The organism is Serpens gallinarum (assembly GCF_014836765.1).
Lineage (GTDB): Bacteria > Pseudomonadota > Gammaproteobacteria > Pseudomonadales > Pseudomonadaceae > Serpens > Serpens gallinarum.
Genome location: NZ_JACSQG010000001.1, coordinates 943921 through 962738, shown reverse-complemented (window position 1 = coordinate 962738; position 18818 = coordinate 943921). Strand labels below are relative to the sequence as shown.

The window sequence follows — 18818 nt, the reverse complement described above, 5'->3', positions numbered from 1 at the left end:
GACCATGTTCGCCTTTCTCGCCCGTCGACTGGGCCTGCTGATTCCAACGTTTTTCGGCGTCACCCTGCTGACCTTCGCGCTGATCCGCCTGATCCCCGGCGACCCGGTGGAGGTGATGATGGGCGAGCGGCGCATCGACCCGGAATTGCACGCCCAGGCCATGGAGCGCCTGGGCCTGAACAAGCCGCTGTACCAGCAGTATGTCGACTATATCGGCCGCCTGGCCCAAGGCGATCTCGGCGAATCGCTGCGCACCCGCGAAAGCGTGTGGACTGAATTTACCGCCCTGTTTCCGGCCACCCTGGAACTGGCCCTGGCCGCCATGCTGTTCGCCAGCACCCTTGGCCTGCTGGCCGGGGTGATTGCCGCCCTGAAACGCGGTTCGCTGTTTGATCATGGCGTAATGGGCCTGTCGTTGACCGGCTATTCCATGCCGATTTTCTGGTGGGGCCTGATCCTGATTCTGATCTTTTCCGTCAACCTGGGCTGGACGCCGGTGTCGGGGCGTATCGACCTGCTCTACGACATTCCACCGATTACCGGTTTTATGCTCATCGATACGCTGCTCAGCGACGAGCCCGGCTCGTTTCTAGATGCCCTGCGTCACCTGATTCTGCCCGCCATCGTGCTGGGCACCATCCCGCTGGCGGTGATCGCGCGCATGACACGCTCGGCCATGCTCGAAGTGCTCGGTGAAGACTACGTGCGCACCGCCCGCGCCAAGGGCCTGTCGCCCGCACGGGTGGTGTTCGTGCATGCCCTGCGCAACGCACTGATTCCGGTGCTGACCGTTTTTGGCCTGCAAACCGGCGCCCTGCTGGCCGGTGCGGTACTCACCGAAACCATCTTTTCCTGGCCAGGCATTGGTAAATGGCTGATTGAGTCCATCGGCGCACGCGACTACCCAGTGGTGCAGAACGGCATCCTGCTGGTTGCCTGCCTGGTGATCCTCGTCAACTTCACCGTGGATTTGCTGTATGGCCTGGCCAATCCACGCATTCGCCATCAGCGCTAAGGAACCCACAATGTCTCCTGACCTGTTTCGCGGGTTCCCTGTAGTAGGGTGGATGACGCCTTTTTCATCCACCGGTCGTGCCGCGCAAGGGTGGATGGGTGAAGCGTCATCCACCCTACGGGCAAGCTACGAGCTAAAGGCACGGCCATGACGACGACCACACCGCTCGACCCGGCCCTGCTCTACCCCTCGCCGCTCAAGGAGTTCTGGCGCGCCTTTACGCGTAACAAGGGTGCGCTGGGTGGGCTGATCTTTCTGCTGCTCCTGGTGTTCTGCGCGCTGTTCGCGCCCTGGGTCGCGCCGTTCGATCCCAGCGAGCAGTTTCGCGAACACCTGCTCACCCCGCCGGTCTGGCTGGAAGGCGGTCAAGCTCGTTTCTTGCTGGGCACCGACGAATTGGGCCGCGACCTGCTTTCCCGACTGATTCACGGTGCACGTCTATCGCTGCTGATCGGCCTGGCCTCGGTGGTCTTCTCACTGCTACCCGGGGTACTGCTGGGCTTGCTCGCCGGCTTTTCGCCCACCCTGCTCGGCCCGTTCATCATGCGCTTGATGGACATCATGCTGGCCCTGCCGTCGCTGCTGCTGGCGGTGGCCATCGTGGCGATCCTCGGTCCGGGACTGATCAACACCATTCTGGCGATTGCCATCGTTTCGCTGCCGGCTTACGTGCGCCTGACCCGCGCCGCCGTGCTCAACGAACTGAACCGCGACTACGTCACCGCCGCGCGACTGACCGGCGCCGGCCCGCTGCGTCTGATGTTCGTCAGCGTGCTGCCCAACTGCATGGCGCCGTTGATCGTGCAGGCCAGCCTGAGCTTTTCCTCGGCGATCCTGGACGCCGCCGCGCTGGGCTTCCTCGGCCTCGGCGTGCAACCACCGACGCCCGAATGGGGCACCATGCTCGCCTCGGCGCGCGACTATATCGAGCGCGCCTGGTGGGTGGTCAGCCTGCCCGGCCTCGCCATTTTGCTCACGGTATTGGCGATCAACCTGATGGGCGATGGCCTGCGCGACGCCCTCGACCCGAAACTCAAGAGTGCCGCCTGACATGAGCCTGCTGGAAATCCGCAACCTGTCCGTGCGCTTCGGTGACGCCGATGCGCCGCCCGTGGTCGATGCTTTGGACTTATCCGTCGAACAGGGCGAAGTGCTGGCCATCGTCGGCGAATCCGGCTCGGGCAAATCAGTGACCATGCTCGCTCTCATGGGCCTGATCGACCCGCCGGGCCGGATCACCGCCGAGTGCCTGCAGTTCGCCGGCCAGGACCTGCTGCGCCTGCACGGTCGCCAGCGTCGCCGGCTGATCGGCAAAGAGCTGGCAATGATCTTTCAGGACCCTATGACCGCGCTCAACCCCAGTTATACGGTCGGCTACCAGATCGAGGAAGTCCTGCATCAGCATATGAATCTAAAGGGCCAGGCTGCTCGTCGGCGTGCCCTGGATCTGCTCGAGCGGGTGGAAATTCCCGCCGCCGCCAGCCGGCTGAATGCCTACCCTCATCAACTGTCCGGCGGCATGAACCAGCGCGTGGCGATCGCCATGGCGATTGCCGCCGAGCCGCGCCTGCTTATCGCCGATGAGCCAACCACGGCCCTGGACGTGACCATCCAGGCGCAGATCATGGACTTGCTGCTCGATCTGCAGCGCGACCAGGGCATGGCACTGATCCTGATTACCCATGACCTGGCGGTGGTTGCCGAAACCGCCCAACGGGTCTGCGTCATGTATGCCGGCCAAGTGGTGGAAACGGGCCGGGTGCCGGACCTGTTCGATGCGCCGACGCACCCCTATACCGAAGCGCTGCTGGCCTCGATTCCCGAACATAACCCCAACGCCCGGCGCCTGGCGACCTTGCCCGGCATCGTTCCCGGCCGTTACGACAGCCCCCAAGGCTGCTTGCTGTCGCCGCGCTGCCCTTACGCACAACCTGCCTGTCAGGTGCGACCGGAGTTGATACCCCACGCGCGGGGTGCGGTGCGCTGCTTCTTTCCGCGCAACCTGACCCCGGAGGAGCGCCGATGAGCGTCGTCATTGCCCGCGAACTGACCCGCCTGTACAGCGTCTCGCGCGGCCTGTTCAAACCCGCTGCCACGGTGCGCGCGCTCAATGGCATTTCCTTCGAACTGGAGGCCGGGCAAACCCTCGCGGTGGTCGGCGAGTCCGGTTGCGGCAAAACCACCCTGGCCCGTGCCCTGACGCTGATCGAACAGCCCACCTCCGGATCGCTGCAAATCGCCGGTCAGGAAGCCGCCGGCGCTAGCCGTGCCCAGCACAAACAGCTGCGCCGCGACGTGCAGATGGTGTTTCAGAATCCCTATGCCTCGCTCAACCCGCGACGCACCATTGGCGACCAACTGGCCGAGCCGCTGCTGATCAACACGCCGCTATCCCGCGCCGAGCGCCGCGAACGGGTGCAGGCGATGATGCAGCAGGTCGGGCTGCGCCCCGAGCACTATGGGCGTTTCCCGCACATGTTCTCCGGTGGACAGCGCCAACGCATCGCGCTGGCCCGGGCGATGATGCTCAACCCCAAGGTGTTGGTGGCCGACGAGCCCACCTCGGCGCTGGACGTGTCGATCCAGGCCCAGGTGCTCAACCTGTTCAAGGATTTGCAGGATGAATTCGGCACCGCCTACGTGTTCATTTCCCACAACCTGGCGGTCGTGCGCCACATCGCTGATCAGTTGCTGGTCATGTATCTGGGTCGCACCATGGAAAGCGGCCCCAGCGCACGCATCTACAGCCGACCGCTGCACCCTTACACCCAGGCTTTGTTGGCCGCCACTCCACGCCTGCATCCGGACCCGAGCAAACCGCGCATCAAGCTGCACGGCGAATTGCCCAACCCCCTCAACCCACCCAGCGGCTGTGTCTTCAATCAGCGCTGCCCCTACGCCACCGAGCATTGCCGCCAGGTGGTACCTGAACTGCGTCCGCTGGAGGGTCGATTGGTTGCCTGCCATTACGCCGAGCAGATCAGCCTGTAGGCTGGATCGCGCATTATCGATCCACCAGGTGGCGATGCACCGCGTGGCGGTCCACCGAGCGGAAGCCTGGTGGATGAGAAAAACGTCATCCACCCTACGCCAGCATGGCAACCGCCCCGGTGCGGCGAAGACTCAGCGAAAAAAACGATAGAACGTGCGCAGTTCGGCCTGCGCCTGTGCCACCTCGACGAGCGCAAAGCGCACCCCGCTGTGCGGGGGACACTGCGCCAGCCGCCATTGATCCAGTGGGTGCAGCCAGCCGAGTAGCGGATAGCCGCCCATGGTCTGCCGGTCGGTCATGAGAATGATCGGCTGACCGTCCGGTGGTACCTGGATCGTTCCGCTTACTACCCCCTGGGACCACTGCAGGCGTGGTGCCTGGAGCGCTTCGCCATTCAACCGCACGCCCATGCGGTCGGAATGCGGACTGATGAGCCAGCGCTGGTCCAGCAAATGCTGCAATGCGTCGGCATCAACCCCATCAGCGGCGATCAGCCGCAATTCAGGCTCCCGACGATAATCTGGAATATAAGGCCACGGCACACTGACCCTGCCGGGCAACCGCGCCGGCCGGCACGGCAAGAGATCGCCCAGCTGCAGAGCACGGCCATCTCCGTGTACACCGCCCAGCCCTTCACGGACCTGGGTCGCTACGCTGCCGAGCTTTGGCACTATGCAGAAACCACCCGTCACCGCCAGGTAAGACCGCTGCCCGCTGCGCGCGAACCCCAAGCGCAGGCGCTGCCCGGCGCGCAGGGGAAAGCGCGCCCAGTTCGCCTGCGGTTGGTCGTCAATATGGATGTCCAACTCAGCGCCACACAGCGCCAGCCAGGTGTTTCCCGCGCTTTGCAGCTCCACACCGCCGAAGGCGATTTCCACCAGGGGGGTGCCCCAGGGATTGCCCAGTAGACGATTGGCCCAGGCCGCTGCGTGGCCATCCAGCGGACCGCTGGGTGAAACGCCCAGATGCTGCCATCCGAAGCGCCCAGCATCCTGTACCAAACTCAAAGGCCCAGGCTTCAACACCCGCAGCCCCATCATCGGTTGGCCTCGGCTCGGTAGTCCGCTTCCGTCACCGCAACGAACCGCACCCGATCACCGACCCGCAATGCACACGGCGGTTCGCGCTGCGCGTCGAACAGGTTCCATGGACAGAGGCCCAGCAAGTGCCAGCCGCCAGGCGATGCCTGCGGATAAATCGCCGTCTGGCGTTCGGCAATGGCCAGGGAACCGGCGGGCACCCGCGTCCGAGGCGAAGCCCGGCGCGGTAATGCCAGCCGTGCGTCCAGCCCGCCCAGATAGGCGAAGCCCGGCGCGAAACCGATAGCCCCAACGCGGTATTCAACCGCGCTGTGCAGAGTAATCACCTCGGCCTCGGACAAACCGCAGGCCTGGGCCACCGACGGTAAATCCTCCCCGCCATACCAGATGGGGATTTCATGCATACGCCCGCCCTGCTTCGGGAGCGGCGCCTCCTGCCAGGCATGCAGCAGCGGTTGCAGGCGTCTAGTCAGTTCCAGTTGATCGGTGCGCAGCAGGTCGTAATGCACCAGCAAAGTCGTCCAGCCCGGCACCAGATCCAACAGCAGTGGCCCCAGTTCGCGCCGCAAGGTTGCCACCAGTGCAGCGATACGCAACGGCAACGTCGCATCGGGCTGCTCGGCCAACACCAGCAGCAAGGCTTCAGCGCCGGCCGGCTGGCAACGGATCATGTTGCGTCTAAGTGCGCCCGCAACCGGCGCAGCACCGACAAGGCGTCGGGGTTATCGCCATGCACGCACAGGCTGTCGGCGCGCAGGCGCAAGGGTTTGCCATCGATATCGGCGAACGGCTCGCCCCGGGCAATCGCCAGCGCCTGGTCAAGGATTCGCTGAGGCTCATGATGCACCGCGCCAGGCAAACGCCGCGGCGCCAGTTGGCCGTCCGACTGATAGGCGCGGTCGGCGAACGCCTCGAACAGCAGCGGGACGCCGGCCGCCTCGGCCAATCTGACCTCCCGACGATTGTCAGCCAACGCCAGCACCATCAGCGGCAGGCCGGCGCGATAACTCGCACAGGCATCGAGCACTGCCGCAAATAACGCATCGTCGCGCACCAGGTCGTTATAGAGCGCGCCATGGGGTTTGACGTAAGCCACTTGAGTGCCTGCGGCGCGGCAGAACGCCTCCAGAGCGCCGACCTGATAAAGCACCAGCGCACGCACTTCGTCCGACGTACAGCTCATGTGCCGCCGTCCGAAACCTTGCAAATCGGGATAGGCCGGATGGGCACCAATGCTCACGCCGTGCTGCACCGCCAGCGCCACGCTGCGCTGCATGGTCAGCGGATCGCCCGCGTGATAACCGCAAGCCAGGTTGGCCTGGTCGATCAGCGGCATGGCCAGCGCGTCGTTGCCCATCGTCCAGGCTCCGAAGCTCTCGCCCATGTCGCAGTTGAGTAGAAGGGAAGTAGTCATGTCGGCAAGCTTCCAGCTTTGCCAAAGGCGGCGCAAGTCCACCGTTGAGTCAACAGAACTTCAGGCATGAATGTAAATTTATCTGATTAGCAATTGAAAACACTTCTCAACCTTATCGCGAATCATTATCATGCGCGCCAACATAAAACCGACCACTGGAGCTCCGCATGTCCCTGCCCTTCGCCCGCACCGCACTGGCTACCGCCCTACTTGGCTGCAGTTTGGCCTCTTTTGCTCAAGACGCCCTAATACTCGGCGACACCGTGGTCAGCGCCTCGGGGTTTGAACAGAAAGTCACTGAGGCGCCAGCCAGTATTTCTGTGGTCAGCGGCGAAGAATTGCAGCAGAAGCGTTACAGCAACTTGGCTCAAGCGCTGGAGGATGTGGAAGGCATTGACGTACGCCAGGGCACGGGAAAGACCGGCGGCCTGAACATCAGCATTCGCGGCCTGCCTAGCGAGTACACCCTGATTCTAATTGATGGTCGCCGCCAGAATACCGCCGGCAACGTCACCCCCAACGGCTTCAACGAAACCTCCACCAGCTTTATGCCGCCGATGTCGGCCATCGAGCGCATCGAAGTGATCCGCGGCCCAATGTCCACCCTATATGGCTCGGATGCCATGGGCGGCGTGGTGAATATCATCACCAAGAAAGTTGCCTCGGAATGGGGCGGTTCGCTGAGCCTGGATCACACCTTCCAGGAAAATCGCGATTATGGCGAAGCCAGCAAGACCAGCCTGTATGCCAGCGGCCCTCTGGTCGACGGCCTGCTGGGCCTGGCCGTGCGCGGCAGCCTGCAAGACCGGGGGGAATCCGACCTCACGTTCGACAATGACACTACCGTCAGCAAGCGTGGCGCTGCGCCTGTGGAGGGCCGCAATAACACCCTAGGCGCCCGTCTGACTCTGACGCCTCATGAAAACCACGATTTCGCGCTGGATGTTGAACGTGGTCGCCAAGTTTATAACAACGACAACTGCCAGCTCGGTACTCTGGACGGTAAAACCGGTGGCAACGCCATCGGTGGCTGCACCACTGACGCGCCTACCGTAATAAACGGTTACGACGATGAACTGCGCTTCGAGCGCGACCAGGTTGCCCTGAGCCATACGGCGCGCCTCGGCTTCGGCACTCTGGACAGTAGCCTGACTCACAACACAACCGAAACCATCGGCCGGACCATTCCCGGAACCCTCGGGGTGGCTTATTCCGGGTACCCATCCATTGTCGCAGGCGATGATCGTGAGCTGAAATCTACCGACCTGGTATTTGACACCAAGCTGGTCAGCCCCATCGGCGACTCCCATATTGCTACCGTTGGCGCCCAATGGTGGGATGCCGAGGTGGAAGACGGCATCGCATCTGAAAAATTCGAGCAATCCACCTGGTCTCTGTTCCTCGAGGATGAGTGGCGACTGCGCGACGATTTGGCGCTGACCCTCGGCGCTCGCTACGAAAACCATGATGCCTTCGGTGGCCATGTAAGCCCACGCGCCTACCTGGTGTGGAACACCAGCGACAGCTGGACTATGAAAGGTGGCGTCAGCCGAGGCTACAAGACACCCACCCTTAACCAGTTGCATGACGGTATCAACGGTGTAAGTGGCCAAGGCCGCACCATTACTATCGGCAGCCCGGATCTTGATCCAGAAGTTACCACCAACACCGAATTCGGCGTGTACTACGACAACTATGCTGGCTTCAATGCCAACGCCACCTTGTTCCACAACAAGTTCAAAGACAAGATCGACGACGGCACGCCACTGCCCAACTGCTTTTTTACAGCCAACCCGAACCAGCCCGGTTGCGTCAGCTTTGGCAGCAGCTTCACTCAGGAAAACTTCGCGCAAAGCATCAATATCGATGAAGCTGTCACTCAAGGTCTGGAACTGGCCAGCCGCTGGCAGTTCGCACCGCGTTGGAGCCTGAGCGGCAACTACACCTACACAGACAGCGAACAGAAGAGCGGTATCAACAAGGGCGCTCCCTTGACCAACACGCCCGAGCATATGCTCAACGCCAGCCTCAACTGGAATGCCAGCGAGCGTCTGACCCTGTGGTTCAAAGGCGAATACCGTGGCGAGCGCACACGCTTTACCGATAAGTATGAAAACCTGACAGCTGCCAACCGAGCCCTGCAGGATGAAGTCGGTGATTTGAAAGCTTATGAGGTATTCCATCTCGGCGGCTCGTACAAAGCCTCCGAAAATGTGACCCTCAACGCCAGCATTTACAACCTGTTCGACAAGGACTTCCTCGACGGCGAAACCTACACCACCAACACCGGTGCCGTTGGCTGGGCCTCTTACTACACCCAGACCGCCCAATCCACCAGCGGCACTCTGGAAGAAGGCCGCCGCCTCTGGCTTTCCGCCAACATCACGTTCTAAGAACCACCATGGCCCGCCACTCGGCGGGTCATTCCTTTCGCGAATGTATGTTGTTGGTAAATCCCCGACATCTTTCCAGGCAACCCCCTAGAATCTCGCCAGTTCCGGCTAATGGCCTTTCGCCTCGACCTGACAGATTCCTCTTTGCGGATTCCCTCTCACCATGCATTTCTGGCTCGGCACCCTGCGGCAATGGCACTGGATCAGTTCGGCACTCTGCCTGATGGGGATGCTGCTGTTCGCCTTCACCGGTATCACGCTTAACCATGCCGCGCAAATCGAAGCCAAGGCGCAGGTCACCACGCGCCTTGAGCAGTTACCGGCGATGTTGCAACAGCAGTTGCTAGATGCAGCGCCCACGGCAGGAATGCCCACAGCGCTGGCCAACTGGCTGGAATCTACCCTCGACATCCGTCTGGGCGGTCGCGAAGCCGAGTGGTCCGATGGCGAGTTGTATATCGGCCTCCCTCGCCCCGGTGGCGATGCCTGGCTGAGCCTGGATATCGCATCCGGCGAGCTGGAATACGAGTCCACCGACCGCGGCTGGATCGCGTATCTCAACGACCTGCACAAGGGCCGCCACAGTGGTGAGGCCTGGAGCTGGTTCATCGATATCTTTTCCGTGGTCTGTGTGATCTTCAGTCTTACTGGCCTGCTGCTGTTACAGCGCCATGCCGGCGGGCGCCCCGCCACTTGGCCGCTGACCGGGCTCGGACTGGTGATTCCCGTGTTGCTGGCTTTGCTGTTCATTCATTAAAAAGAATAAGGACATAGTGATGCGCAAACGCGTACTGCTCCCCCTGTTTACCCTGCTCAGCCCAGCGGTGTTGGCCGCTGACCTGGACATCAGCGTGGAAATCCCGCGCCTGGACGTCGCTGAATACCATCGTCCCTACGTGGCCCTGTGGCTGGAAAAGCCTGACCAGAGCCACGTCGCCAACCTGGCGGTCTGGTACGACCTGAAGCTCAAGGACGACGAAGGCGAGAAGTGGCTGAAAGACATGCGCCAGTGGTGGCGGCGCAGCGGCCGCAGCTTGGAGATGCCGGTGGACGGCGTCAGCGCCGCGACCCGCGCGGTCGGCACCCATCAGTTGAGCTACAAAGGCAGCGAAGCGCCGCTCAAGGATCTGGTCGCCGGCGACTACAACCTGGTGGTGGAAGCCGCCCGCGAAGTCGGCGGTCGCGAACTGCTGCGCGTGCCCTTCAGCTGGCCACCTACGCAACCAAGCACCGCCAGCACCCAAGGCAGCAGCGAGCTGGGCACCCTTACCGTTACCGTCAAACCTTGAGCAAGGAACGATCGACATGAATCCGATGATCAAATGGACCGCCCTGACCCTGGCCGTTTGCCTGCCACTGTCCGCCCAAGCCCACCGCGCCTGGATGCTGCCCTCGGCCACCGTGCTGTCTGGCGAAGCGCCGTGGATCACCGTGGACGCCGCCGTCTCCAATGACCTGTTCTACTTCGAGCATTTCCCGCTGCAACTAGAAGGCATCGGCAAACCGCTGGCCCTGCCGGCACGCGGAGCAGCCCCGGCCGCCGCAGATGCAACGCAGAAAGCACCCGCACCGGCGCCCATGCGCCGTCCGGCCAACAAGTTGCTGATCCTTGCCCCAGATGGCAGCGAAGTGCAGGCCGAAAACGGCGCCATCGGCCGTTATCGCAGCACCTTTGATGTGCAGCTGACCCAGAAGGGAACTTACAAGTTGGCGGTGGCCAGCAGCGGCCTGATGGCCAGCTGGAAGGAAAACGGCCTGGCCCACCGCTGGATGGGGAAAGCCGAAGACCTGGCCAAACAGGTGCCGGCCAAGGCGGACGAGTTGCGCGTGGTGCAGAGCAACAACCGCATCGAGGTGTTCGTGACGGCCGGTGATACCACCGACACCGTTTTCAAGCCGACCAAGACCGGCCTGGAAATGCTGCCGGTCACCCACCCCAATGACCTGTTTGCTGGGGAAACCGCCGAATTCACCTTTCTGCTCGACGGCAAACCCGCCAAGAACCTAGACGTGGTGGTGATTCCCGGCGGCAACCGCTACCGCGATGCCACCGATGAGCTGAACCTGACCACCGATGCCAAGGGCGTGCTCAGCGTGACCTGGCCCACCCCCGGCATGTACTGGCTGGAAGCCGAACTGAAAACCAGCGACGGCGTGAAGAAGCCTGTCACCGAACGCCGCGCGGTGTACAGCGCCACCCTGGAAGTGCTCGCGCCCTGATAGCGTTGCTCGCTGCTCAACGTGCGCCGCTTGCCTCGGCAACGGCGCTGCCCATCCGGCAACGCTCAAACACCTCAGCCCATCCCGCGCGGATCATACCGCTTCGTAGGATGGCGTTGAGCGCAGCGATACCCATCGCAGAGCGCACTCGATCACTCCTCATTCGCTCACCCGCGTTCAGGTCATGAGCCAGACACATTCAACCTTCCATCCCATACTGTCCTCGCGCCTTATCCGCTACTGGCCCGCGTTTGCCTACGCGCTGCTGGCCGTCCTGCTGTTGTGGCTGCAACCGGCGCGGGAAATCTCCGCCGCGCTGGTGGCTCTCGCCTGGCTAGGAGGCAGCGCTTTCGCCTGGCGCCGCTCCTCCAAAATTCCAGCAGCGGCGAGCGACCAACTGCTAGTCGCCTACGCCAGCCAAGGCGGCCAGGCCCAGGCCGTGGCCGAGCGCAGCACCGAGCAGTTGACGCACAGCGGCATGCCCGCCGTGGCCATGCCGCTCAATGCCCTGACGCCCGCGCAACTGACCGGACAATCGCGTCTGCTGCTGGTGCTGGGCACTTACGGCGAAGGCGAGGCACCCGACAATGCCGCGCGCTTCGAGCGCCGGCTCTGGGCTGAATCCCCCGCGCTGCGCGGGCTGGAGTACGCCCTTCTCGCCCTCGGGGATAGCGAATATCAGCACTTCTGCGGCTTCGCCCGGCGCCTGGAACAGCGCCTGCGCCAGCTGGGCGCCACGCCGCTCTTTGATCGCCTGGAAGCCGACCGAGCCGATCCGGCAGTGCTGCGTCGCTGGCAGCAGCAACTTGGCCAACTGAGCGGCAATCACCAATTCAGCGACTGGCAGCCGGCCCACTATCAACACTGGACGCTAGAAGCACGCGAATGCCTCAACCCCGGCAGCCAGGGCGCGCCGGCCTTTTATCTGCGCCTGGCACCTCCGGATGACGCGCAACGCTGGCAAGCCGGCGATATCGCCGAAATCGGCCCCTGTCAGCCGCCCCTGGTTGTAGCTCAATGGCTCAGCACCCAGAATCTGGAGGGGGATACCCCGCTCGGCAACGGCCAGACGCTGGCCAGCTACCTGGCCCGCCGAAAACTTACAGACCCAGTAAAAAACCATACGGGCCACTCCCCCGATGCACTGCTCGAGCACTTACCGCTGCTGCCGCACCGAGACTATTCCATTGCTTCATGCCCGGCCGATGGGCACGTGGAGCTGCTGGTTCGGTTGATGCAAAACTCGGACGGTACCCTGGGCCTGGGCTCCGGCTGGCTCTGCCGGCATGCCCCAGTCGGTACGCAGATCGACCTGCGCATTCGCGCCAATCCAGGTTTCCGACTGGACGCAAACACCGGGCCGCTGATCCTGATCGGCAACGGCACGGGACTTGCCGGCCTGCGTGCCCATTTGCGCGAGCGCGAACAAGGCGGCCACAGTGGCCATTGGCTGCTGTTTGGGGAACGCAACGCGGCGCACGATGGTTTCTTCGAGGAGGAACTGAACGGCTGGCTAAACAGCGGCCACTTGGCCCGCCTGGATCGCGCCTTTTCACGGGACCAGGCGGAACGGGTATATGTCCAGCACCTCTTACGCGACGCCGCCGATGAGGTACGAGACTGGATCGATCGCGGAGCCAGCGTCCTGGTTTGCGGCAGCCTGGAAGGCATGGGCCGCGAAGTGGATTCGGTACTGCGTGGGCTGCTGGGCGAACAATGCGTGGAAGAACTGAGCGAAGCAGGACGCTATCGACGCGACCTGTATTGAAGGCAACTGAGCCGCTCGAACGGACTGTTCGTCCACAGGACGACGTTTGCATAACCCCAGCCAGATTGGCCGCCGCCAAAACGACGAATCCCGCCGTAGCGGGATTCGTCAGAGCCAGATAACGCTTAGATGTAGAATGCCTTCAGCGGCGGGAAGCCGTTGAATTCCACTGCGCTGTAGCTGGTGGTGTAGGCACCGGTGGATAGCCAGTACAGGCGGTCGCCGCTGGCCAGGTTCAGCGGCAGACCGTACTTGTAGTTCTCATACATGATGTCGGCGCTGTCGCAGGTCGGGCCGGCGATGATGACTTCTTCCATTTCGCCTTTTTTCTCGGTCCAGATGGGAAACTTGATCGATTCGTCCATAGTTTCGATCAGACCGGAGAACTTGCCTACGTCGGTATAGACCCAACGCTCCACCGCGGTGCGCGACTTGCGCGCCACCAGCACCACTTCGCTGACCAGGATCCCGGCGTTGGCGATCAGTGAACGGCCCGGCTCCAGGATGATTTCCGGCAGCTCATCGCCAAAGTCTTCCTTGAGGAAGCGGATAATTTCGTCGGCATAGGTTTCCAGGCTGTTGGTCTTGGCAATGTAATTGGCCGGGAAGCCGCCGCCCATGTTGATCATCTGCAGCACGATGCCGTCTTCTTCCTTGAGACGCTGGAAGATCACCTTGACCTTGCCAATGGCCGCATCCCAGACGTCGATGTCGCGCTGCTGGCTGCCCACGTGGAAGGAGATGCCGTAGGGCACCAGACCCAGTTGCTTGGCGAGGATCAGCAGGTCCAGGGCCATATCGGTCTGGCAGCCAAACTTGCGCGACAGCGGCCAGTCGGCCGTGGTGGAACCTTCGCTGAGAATGCGCACATAGATCTTCGAACCCGGCGCGGCCTTGGCGATGTTGCGCAAGTCGGCTTCCGAGTCGGTGGCGAACAGGCGCACCCCCTTTTCATAGAAGTAACGAATGTCGCGCGCTTTCTTAATGGTGTTGCCATAGCTGATGCGGTCGGGGCTAACGCCGGTCTTCAGCACCTTGTCCAGCTCATAGATCGAAGCAATGTCGAAGTTGGAGCCCTTGTCACGCAGCAGCTCGGTGATCTCGGTGGCCGGGTTGGCCTTGACTGCGTAATAGATCTTGGCAAACGGAAAGCAGCGCGTCAGATCATCGTAGGCCCGCGAGATGGTCTCGGTATCGATGACCACAAACGGGGTTTCATGCTGGTCGGCAAATGCCTTCATTTTTTGAAACGTTGCGCGCGCGAAATAGTCTTCGACTTTGATCGACATGCTTGGGACTCCAAATGGCAAAACAAACAAAACAGTGTGTGGAATAGCCGTAGGGACGGCCGCGAACGCCTGACAGTTTCCCCACTTTGGTTCGCCTACTTCCCAAGGCATGTCGCCGAAAGCAAAAAGGTCAACCTGGATACGGTTGACCTTGCTGTCTCGTCGGCAGTACTTGAGCCGGATGGATCGTTTCCAGCATCAGCGTTCGGGCGCGAACTTTAGGACCAAGGGGGAGCGAGATCAACCAAAAAGTGTCCCTCAGCAGCATTGATTTCCAACCTGTCAAGGATTCACAACAAAATGTCCGAAAAAAGCTGCAAACCGCTTCTGCGGATTGCCGCGCGGCGAACGCAGCCTCTTCAATTGCCGCTATAATCGCCGCCTTTTCTGACAGACCGACACTTTCGTCGACGGGTTCCCTTTCCGATGACCACTCAGGCCGCCGAAGTCGCGAAGCGCCGTACCTTCGCCATCATTTCTCACCCGGATGCGGGTAAGACCACCATCACCGAACGCTTGCTGCTGATGGGCAAGGCGATCGAGGTCGCCGGTACGGTGAAGTCGCGCAAGTCCGACCGCCACGCCACCTCCGACTGGATGGCTATGGAGCAGCAACGCGGCATCTCCATCACCACCTCGGTGATGCAGTTTCCCTACCGCGAGCACATGATCAACCTGCTCGATACCCCCGGCCACGAGGACTTTTCGGAAGATACCTACCGCACCCTTACCGCGGTGGACAGCGCGCTGATGATGATCGACGGCGGTAAAGGCGTTGAGCCACGCACCATCGCCCTGATGAACGTCTGCCGCCTGCGCGACACCCCCATCATCAGCTTCGTCAACAAGATGGACCGCGACATCCGCGACCCCATCGAACTGCTCGACGAAATCGAGGAAGTGCTGAGCATCAAGGCCGCTCCCATCACTTGGCCGATCGGCTGCTACCGCGATTTCAAGGGCGTCTACCACCTGGCCAATGACTGCATCCACGTCTACACCCCCGGCCACGGCCACGAGCGTACCGAGGATAAAATCATCCAGGGCCTGGACAGTGACGAGGCCCGTGCGCTGCTCGGCGACATGTACGAGCGCTTCGTCGAAGAGCTGGAGCTGGTCCAGGGCGCCTGTCACGAGTTCGATCTGCAAGCCTATCTGCAGGGCAAGATGACTCCGGTCTTCTTTGGTACGGCGCTGGGCAACTTCGGCGTCAGCCATGTGCTGGACGCCTTCGTCGACTGGGCCCCCGCTCCGCTGCCACGCATGACCCAGGAGCGTGAGGTGCGGCCCAACGAGGAAGCCTTCAGCGGCTTCGTGTTCAAGATCCAGGCGAATATGGACCCGCGCCACCGCGACCGCATCGCCTTCATGCGCGTGTGCTCCGGCAAATACGAGCAGGGCATGAAGATGCGCCATGTGCGCATCGGCAAGGACATCAAGATCGGCGATGCCCTGACGTTCTTCTCCAGCGACCGCGAGCGCCTGGAAGAGGCCTTTGGCGGCGACATCATCGGTCTGCACAACCACGGCACCATCCAGATCGGCGACACCTTCACTGCCGGTGAGAACATCAGCTTCACCGGTATCCCGCACTTCGCCCCGGAACTGTTCCGCCGCGTGCGCCTGAAGGATCCGCTGAAATCCAAGCAGCTGCGCCAGGGCCTGCAGGAACTGGCCGAAGAAGGCGCGACCCAGGTGTTCTTCCCCGAGCGCAACAACGACATCATCCTCGGCGCGGTGGGCGTGCTGCAGTTCGACGTCGTCGCCAGCCGTTTGAAGGAGGAATACAAGGTCGAGTGCGCCTACGAGGCGATCAACGTCTGGTCGGCCCGCTGGATCGAGTGCAGCGATGAGAAGAAGCTCAAGGAATTCAGCGACAAGGCCTATGAAAACCTGGCCATTGATGGCGGCGGCCACCTGACCTACCTGGCGCCGACCCGGGTCAACCTATCGCTGATGGAAGAACGCTGGCCCGACGTGAAATTCCGCGCCACCCGCGAGCATCATTAACAACCAGTAGCGTTGCCTGGGCTTTTGCAGGATAGGTGGAGGCACAGCGAGGATGGCCAGTTGCCCACACGGTAACGGGCCGATAGCCATCGGGCGATGGCTAAAGCTGAACTTGATGGGATCGCAGCGCTCAACGCCATCCTAAGCGGCGGCGCGCGCAGGAACCGTAGGGTGGATGTCGTTTTTTACATCCACCACGGCTCCGCTCGGTGGAGCGCCACCCGGTGGATCGCCACCCGGTGGATCAATGAAGCGCGATCCACCCTACACCTGACATGCCCTACATCATTTCGTCAGCGCAGCACAGCGCAAGCACAAAGCCGCCGCCGGCAGTGCCCGCAACCTGGCCTCCTCGACGTCCTCACCGCAGCGCTGGCATTCGCCGTAATGCCCCTCGGCAAGACGCTGGCGCGCCAGCCCCACCTCGCGCAGGCCAGCTTCGGCTTCGGCCAACAGCGCCTCCAGCACCTCCTCGTTCTGCCGTTCCTGGGCCTGCTCGGCAAAATCGGCATCGCGCTTGCTGGTCAGGTCGCGGCGGATAGCCTCGGCACGCTTGCGATATTCCTCGGTTAACTGCGCCAGCCGCTGAGCGGGGTCGAATGGGGTCATGTCAGCCTCCTGGTCTTTGCCTCAGTGTGGCTGCGTCTACACCGGATGCACGGCTTTTATCGCGACAAATGCGACGTGCACCACTCGCCACAGACCCACCCATGCGTGCCGCCATTCACGCTGGCCAATCTTCGTCTAGGCTGATCTCGTCAGGGTTGTCAGGGGTTTCAAGATGCGCCAGACGATAAGGATCTTCGTCCGCACGGTCGATACCATGAACCGGGTCATCGGCCGCTTCGCCATGTACCTCATCTTTGCCATTCTCGGCGTGCTGTTCTATTCCATCTTCAGCAAGACCTTCGCCGACCCCGCAATCTGGACCCTGGAGGTCGCCCAATTCCTGATGGTTGCGTACTTTCTGCTGGGCGGCGCCTACTCCCTGCAGCTCGACGACCACGTGCGCATGGACCTGTTCTACAGCCGTTGGACACCAAAAACCCGCGCCATTGTCGATCTGTGCACGGTGGGTTTCCTGCTGTTCTACCTGGTGTTCCTGCTCTATGGCGGGATTTCGTCGGTTCACTACGCACTGGAATACAACGAGACCAGCTACTCGGCTTGGTCACCGCGCATGGCGCCGATCAAAATCATCATGTGCATCGGCATCGCCATGATGCTGCTGCAAGTCCTGGCGATCTTCTTCAAGGACCTCGCTGCCGCACGCGGAGAGACCTTGTAAATGGGCTACGAATACATCGCCCTGCTGATGTTCTCTTCGATGATGCTGCTGCTGTTAACCGGCAAGCGGGTATTCGGCGCCATCGGCTTCGTGGCCGTCTGCGCGGCGTTTCTGCTGTGGGGCCAGGGCGGCTCGGAAATGGCCTTCAGCGCGGCGATGAAACTGATGAAGTGGTACCCGCTGCTGACCCTGCCGCTGTTCGTGTTCATGGGCTACATGCTCTCCGAATCCGGTCTGGCCGAAGACCTGTACCGCATGTTCCACGTCTGGATGGGCCCTCTTCCCGGTGGCTTGGCCCTCGGTACCATTGGCCTGATGGTGGCCATTTCCGCCATGAACGGTCTGAGCGTGGCCGGAATGGCCATCGGCGCCAGCATTGCCCTGCCGGAACTGCTTCGCCGCGGCTACAACAAGATCATGGTCACCGGAGTCATCCAGGCCGGCAGTTCGCTGGGCATCCTGATTCCCCCCAGCGTCGTGCTGGTGCTCTACGGCATGATCGCTCGCCAGCCCGTCAGCCAACTATGGCTGGCGGGGGTGTTCCCTGGCTTGCTGATGGCGACGCTGTTCGCCCTGTATGTGGTAATTCGCTGCTGGCGCAACCCAAGCCTCGGCCCGGCCATGCCAATGGTCGAACGTCAAACGATCAGTCGCCGCGAAAAATTATTGCTGCTCAAAGCGGGCATCGCCCCGCTGTTCATCTTCTTTTGCATGACCGGTCTGTTCCTGCTTGGTTACACCAGCCTGGTGGAGAGCTCGGCAGTGGGCGCCCTCGCGGCCACCTTCACCGCGCTGGTCAAGGGCCGACTGACTCGCGAGGTCATGGAAAACACCCTGCGCAAGAGCCTCGGCATCACCTGCATGTTTATGTGGATCATCCTCGCCGCGCTGTGCTTCGGTGCGGTATTTGACGGACTCGGCGCGGTGCAGGCTATCGAGATGCTGTTCCTCGACCGCCTGAGCCTGAGCCCGTGGGAGGTCCTCATCCTTATGCAGCTGTCCTTCATCGTCATGGGCATGTTCCTTGACGACACCGCCATGCTGGTCATTGTCGCACCGCTGTACATCCCCTTGGTGGGCAGCCTGGGTTTCGATCTGATCTGGTACGGCATCCTATACACCATCACCTGCCAGATCGCCTACATCACCCCGCCGTTCGGCTACAACTTGTTCTTGATGCGCGCCATGGCGCCGCCCGAGGTGAGCTTGCGGGACATCTATATTTCAGTCTTCCCCTTCGTACTGGTCATGATCCTCGCCCTGGCACTGGTGATGATCTTTCCGCAAATCGCCCTGTGGCTGCCGCAATCCTATTACGGGGCCGCAACGGGATGAATCGCGTCAACCGAGCGGTAACGCCGTCACGCCCCGAACGAATCGGGACACATG

Annotated in this window: 17 protein-coding genes; 12 read left to right on the top strand and 5 right to left on the bottom strand. The window is 62.0% G+C overall.

Features of this window, described 5'->3' with window-relative positions:
• Positions 1–4: 4 nt before the first annotated feature.
• From H9642_RS04470 to H9642_RS04455, 4 genes are all read left to right on the top strand, one after another.
• Positions 5–1015 (top strand): ABC transporter permease subunit, encoded by a 1011-nt coding sequence (locus H9642_RS04470; RefSeq protein ID WP_251835189.1) that lies wholly within the window; start codon positions 5–7, stop codon positions 1013–1015.
• 147 nt (positions 1016–1162) lie between these two features.
• A complete protein-coding gene (locus tag H9642_RS04465; protein ID WP_251835188.1) occupies positions 1163–2065 on the top strand; it encodes an ABC transporter permease subunit in 903 nt (300 codons plus the stop codon).
• A 1-nt stretch (position 2066) separates the two neighbouring features.
• Complete coding sequence (locus H9642_RS04460) at positions 2067–3041, top strand: ABC transporter ATP-binding protein (protein WP_251835187.1); 975 nt, start codon at positions 2067–2069, stop codon at positions 3039–3041.
• A complete protein-coding gene (locus H9642_RS04455) occupies positions 3038–4006 on the top strand; it encodes a peptide ABC transporter ATP-binding protein (protein ID WP_251835186.1) in 969 nt (322 codons plus the stop codon). Before H9642_RS04460 ends, H9642_RS04455 begins: the two co-directional genes overlap by 4 nt.
• Before the next feature lie 132 nt (positions 4007–4138).
• Here H9642_RS04455 and H9642_RS04450 read toward each other — a convergent pair whose 3' ends face one another.
• Genes H9642_RS04450 through H9642_RS04440 form a run of 3 tightly spaced genes read right to left on the bottom strand, consistent with a single transcriptional unit; the run spans position 4139 to position 6461 of the window.
• Entirely contained in the window at positions 4139–5047 is a 909-nt protein-coding gene (locus H9642_RS04450) for a 5-oxoprolinase subunit C family protein (RefSeq protein ID WP_251835185.1), read from the bottom strand.
• Complete coding sequence (gene pxpB, locus H9642_RS04445; RefSeq protein WP_251835184.1) at positions 5044–5718, bottom strand: 5-oxoprolinase subunit PxpB; 675 nt, start codon at positions 5716–5718, stop codon at positions 5044–5046. Before pxpB ends, H9642_RS04450 begins: the two co-directional genes overlap by 4 nt.
• Entirely contained in the window at positions 5715–6461 is a 747-nt protein-coding gene (locus H9642_RS04440; RefSeq protein WP_251835183.1) for a 5-oxoprolinase subunit PxpA, read from the bottom strand. Before H9642_RS04440 ends, pxpB begins: the two co-directional genes overlap by 4 nt.
• A gap of 167 nt (positions 6462–6628) precedes the next feature.
• On the opposite strand from H9642_RS04440, the gene H9642_RS04435 reads away from it, so the two are divergent.
• From H9642_RS04435 to H9642_RS04415, 5 genes are all read left to right on the top strand, one after another.
• Positions 6629–8854: a TonB-dependent receptor domain-containing protein gene (locus H9642_RS04435; protein WP_251835182.1), complete on the top strand. Its 2226-nt coding sequence runs from the start codon at positions 6629–6631 to the stop codon at positions 8852–8854.
• A 163-nt stretch (positions 8855–9017) separates the two neighbouring features.
• On the top strand, positions 9018–9611 hold the full coding sequence (locus tag H9642_RS04430; RefSeq protein ID WP_251835181.1) for a PepSY-associated TM helix domain-containing protein: 594 nt from the start codon (positions 9018–9020) through the stop codon (positions 9609–9611).
• A 19-nt stretch (positions 9612–9630) separates the two neighbouring features.
• Complete coding sequence (locus tag H9642_RS04425; RefSeq protein WP_251835180.1) at positions 9631–10143, top strand: DUF2271 domain-containing protein; 513 nt, start codon at positions 9631–9633, stop codon at positions 10141–10143.
• 16 nt (positions 10144–10159) lie between these two features.
• Positions 10160–11074 carry a DUF4198 domain-containing protein gene (locus H9642_RS04420; protein WP_251835179.1) on the top strand — a complete coding sequence of 305 codons (915 nt, stop codon included), beginning with the start codon at positions 10160–10162 and terminating at the stop codon, positions 11072–11074.
• A 184-nt stretch (positions 11075–11258) separates the two neighbouring features.
• On the top strand, positions 11259–12842 hold the full coding sequence (locus H9642_RS04415) for a sulfite reductase subunit alpha (protein ID WP_251835178.1): 1584 nt from the start codon (positions 11259–11261) through the stop codon (positions 12840–12842).
• A 125-nt stretch (positions 12843–12967) separates the two neighbouring features.
• Here H9642_RS04415 and H9642_RS04410 read toward each other — a convergent pair whose 3' ends face one another.
• Complete coding sequence (locus tag H9642_RS04410; protein ID WP_251835177.1) at positions 12968–14131, bottom strand: type III PLP-dependent enzyme; 1164 nt, start codon at positions 14129–14131, stop codon at positions 12968–12970.
• Between the two features lie 426 nt (positions 14132–14557).
• Between H9642_RS04410 and H9642_RS04405 the strand changes: the two genes are divergently transcribed.
• Positions 14558–16141: a peptide chain release factor 3 gene (locus H9642_RS04405; protein ID WP_251835176.1), complete on the top strand. Its 1584-nt coding sequence runs from the start codon at positions 14558–14560 to the stop codon at positions 16139–16141.
• A gap of 285 nt (positions 16142–16426) precedes the next feature.
• Here H9642_RS04405 and H9642_RS04400 read toward each other — a convergent pair whose 3' ends face one another.
• Positions 16427–16750 carry a TraR/DksA C4-type zinc finger protein gene (locus H9642_RS04400; protein ID WP_251835175.1) on the bottom strand — a complete coding sequence of 108 codons (324 nt, stop codon included), beginning with the start codon at positions 16748–16750 and terminating at the stop codon, positions 16427–16429.
• Between the two features lie 172 nt (positions 16751–16922).
• Here H9642_RS04400 and H9642_RS04395 point away from each other — a divergent pair, with 172 nt between their 5' ends.
• Together H9642_RS04395 and H9642_RS04390 are read left to right on the top strand one after the other, a co-directional pair.
• On the top strand, positions 16923–17429 hold the full coding sequence (locus H9642_RS04395; protein ID WP_251835174.1) for a TRAP transporter small permease subunit: 507 nt from the start codon (positions 16923–16925) through the stop codon (positions 17427–17429).
• A complete protein-coding gene (locus H9642_RS04390) occupies positions 17430–18764 on the top strand; it encodes a TRAP transporter large permease (RefSeq protein WP_251835173.1) in 1335 nt (444 codons plus the stop codon).
• Positions 18765–18818: the final 54 nt, after the last annotated feature.

Coding starts and splice junctions, on each gene's coding strand:
- H9642_RS04410 (WP_251835177.1), bottom strand. CDS start 14,131: ATGTCGATCAAAGTCGAAGACTATTTCGCGCGCGCAACGTTTCAAAAA.
- H9642_RS04425 (WP_251835180.1), top strand. CDS start 9,631: ATGCGCAAACGCGTACTGCTCCCCCTGTTTACCCTGCTCAGCCCAGCG.
- H9642_RS04420 (WP_251835179.1), top strand. CDS start 10,160: ATGAATCCGATGATCAAATGGACCGCCCTGACCCTGGCCGTTTGCCTG.
- H9642_RS04460 (WP_251835187.1), top strand. CDS start 2,067: ATGAGCCTGCTGGAAATCCGCAACCTGTCCGTGCGCTTCGGTGACGCC.
- H9642_RS04470 (WP_251835189.1), top strand. CDS start 5: ATGTTCGCCTTTCTCGCCCGTCGACTGGGCCTGCTGATTCCAACGTTT.
- H9642_RS04435 (WP_251835182.1), top strand. CDS start 6,629: ATGTCCCTGCCCTTCGCCCGCACCGCACTGGCTACCGCCCTACTTGGC.
- H9642_RS04400 (WP_251835175.1), bottom strand. CDS start 16,750: ATGACCCCATTCGACCCCGCTCAGCGGCTGGCGCAGTTAACCGAGGAA.
- H9642_RS04390 (WP_251835173.1), top strand. CDS start 17,430: ATGGGCTACGAATACATCGCCCTGCTGATGTTCTCTTCGATGATGCTG.
- H9642_RS04440 (WP_251835183.1), bottom strand. CDS start 6,461: ATGACTACTTCCCTTCTACTCAACTGCGACATGGGCGAGAGCTTCGGA.
- H9642_RS04455 (WP_251835186.1), top strand. CDS start 3,038: ATGAGCGTCGTCATTGCCCGCGAACTGACCCGCCTGTACAGCGTCTCG.
- pxpB (WP_251835184.1), bottom strand. CDS start 5,718: ATGATCCGTTGCCAGCCGGCCGGCGCTGAAGCCTTGCTGCTGGTGTTG.
- H9642_RS04415 (WP_251835178.1), top strand. CDS start 11,259: ATGAGCCAGACACATTCAACCTTCCATCCCATACTGTCCTCGCGCCTT.
- H9642_RS04450 (WP_251835185.1), bottom strand. CDS start 5,047: ATGATGGGGCTGCGGGTGTTGAAGCCTGGGCCTTTGAGTTTGGTACAG.
- H9642_RS04405 (WP_251835176.1), top strand. CDS start 14,558: ATGACCACTCAGGCCGCCGAAGTCGCGAAGCGCCGTACCTTCGCCATC.
- H9642_RS04465 (WP_251835188.1), top strand. CDS start 1,163: ATGACGACGACCACACCGCTCGACCCGGCCCTGCTCTACCCCTCGCCG.
- H9642_RS04430 (WP_251835181.1), top strand. CDS start 9,018: ATGCATTTCTGGCTCGGCACCCTGCGGCAATGGCACTGGATCAGTTCG.
- H9642_RS04395 (WP_251835174.1), top strand. CDS start 16,923: ATGCGCCAGACGATAAGGATCTTCGTCCGCACGGTCGATACCATGAAC.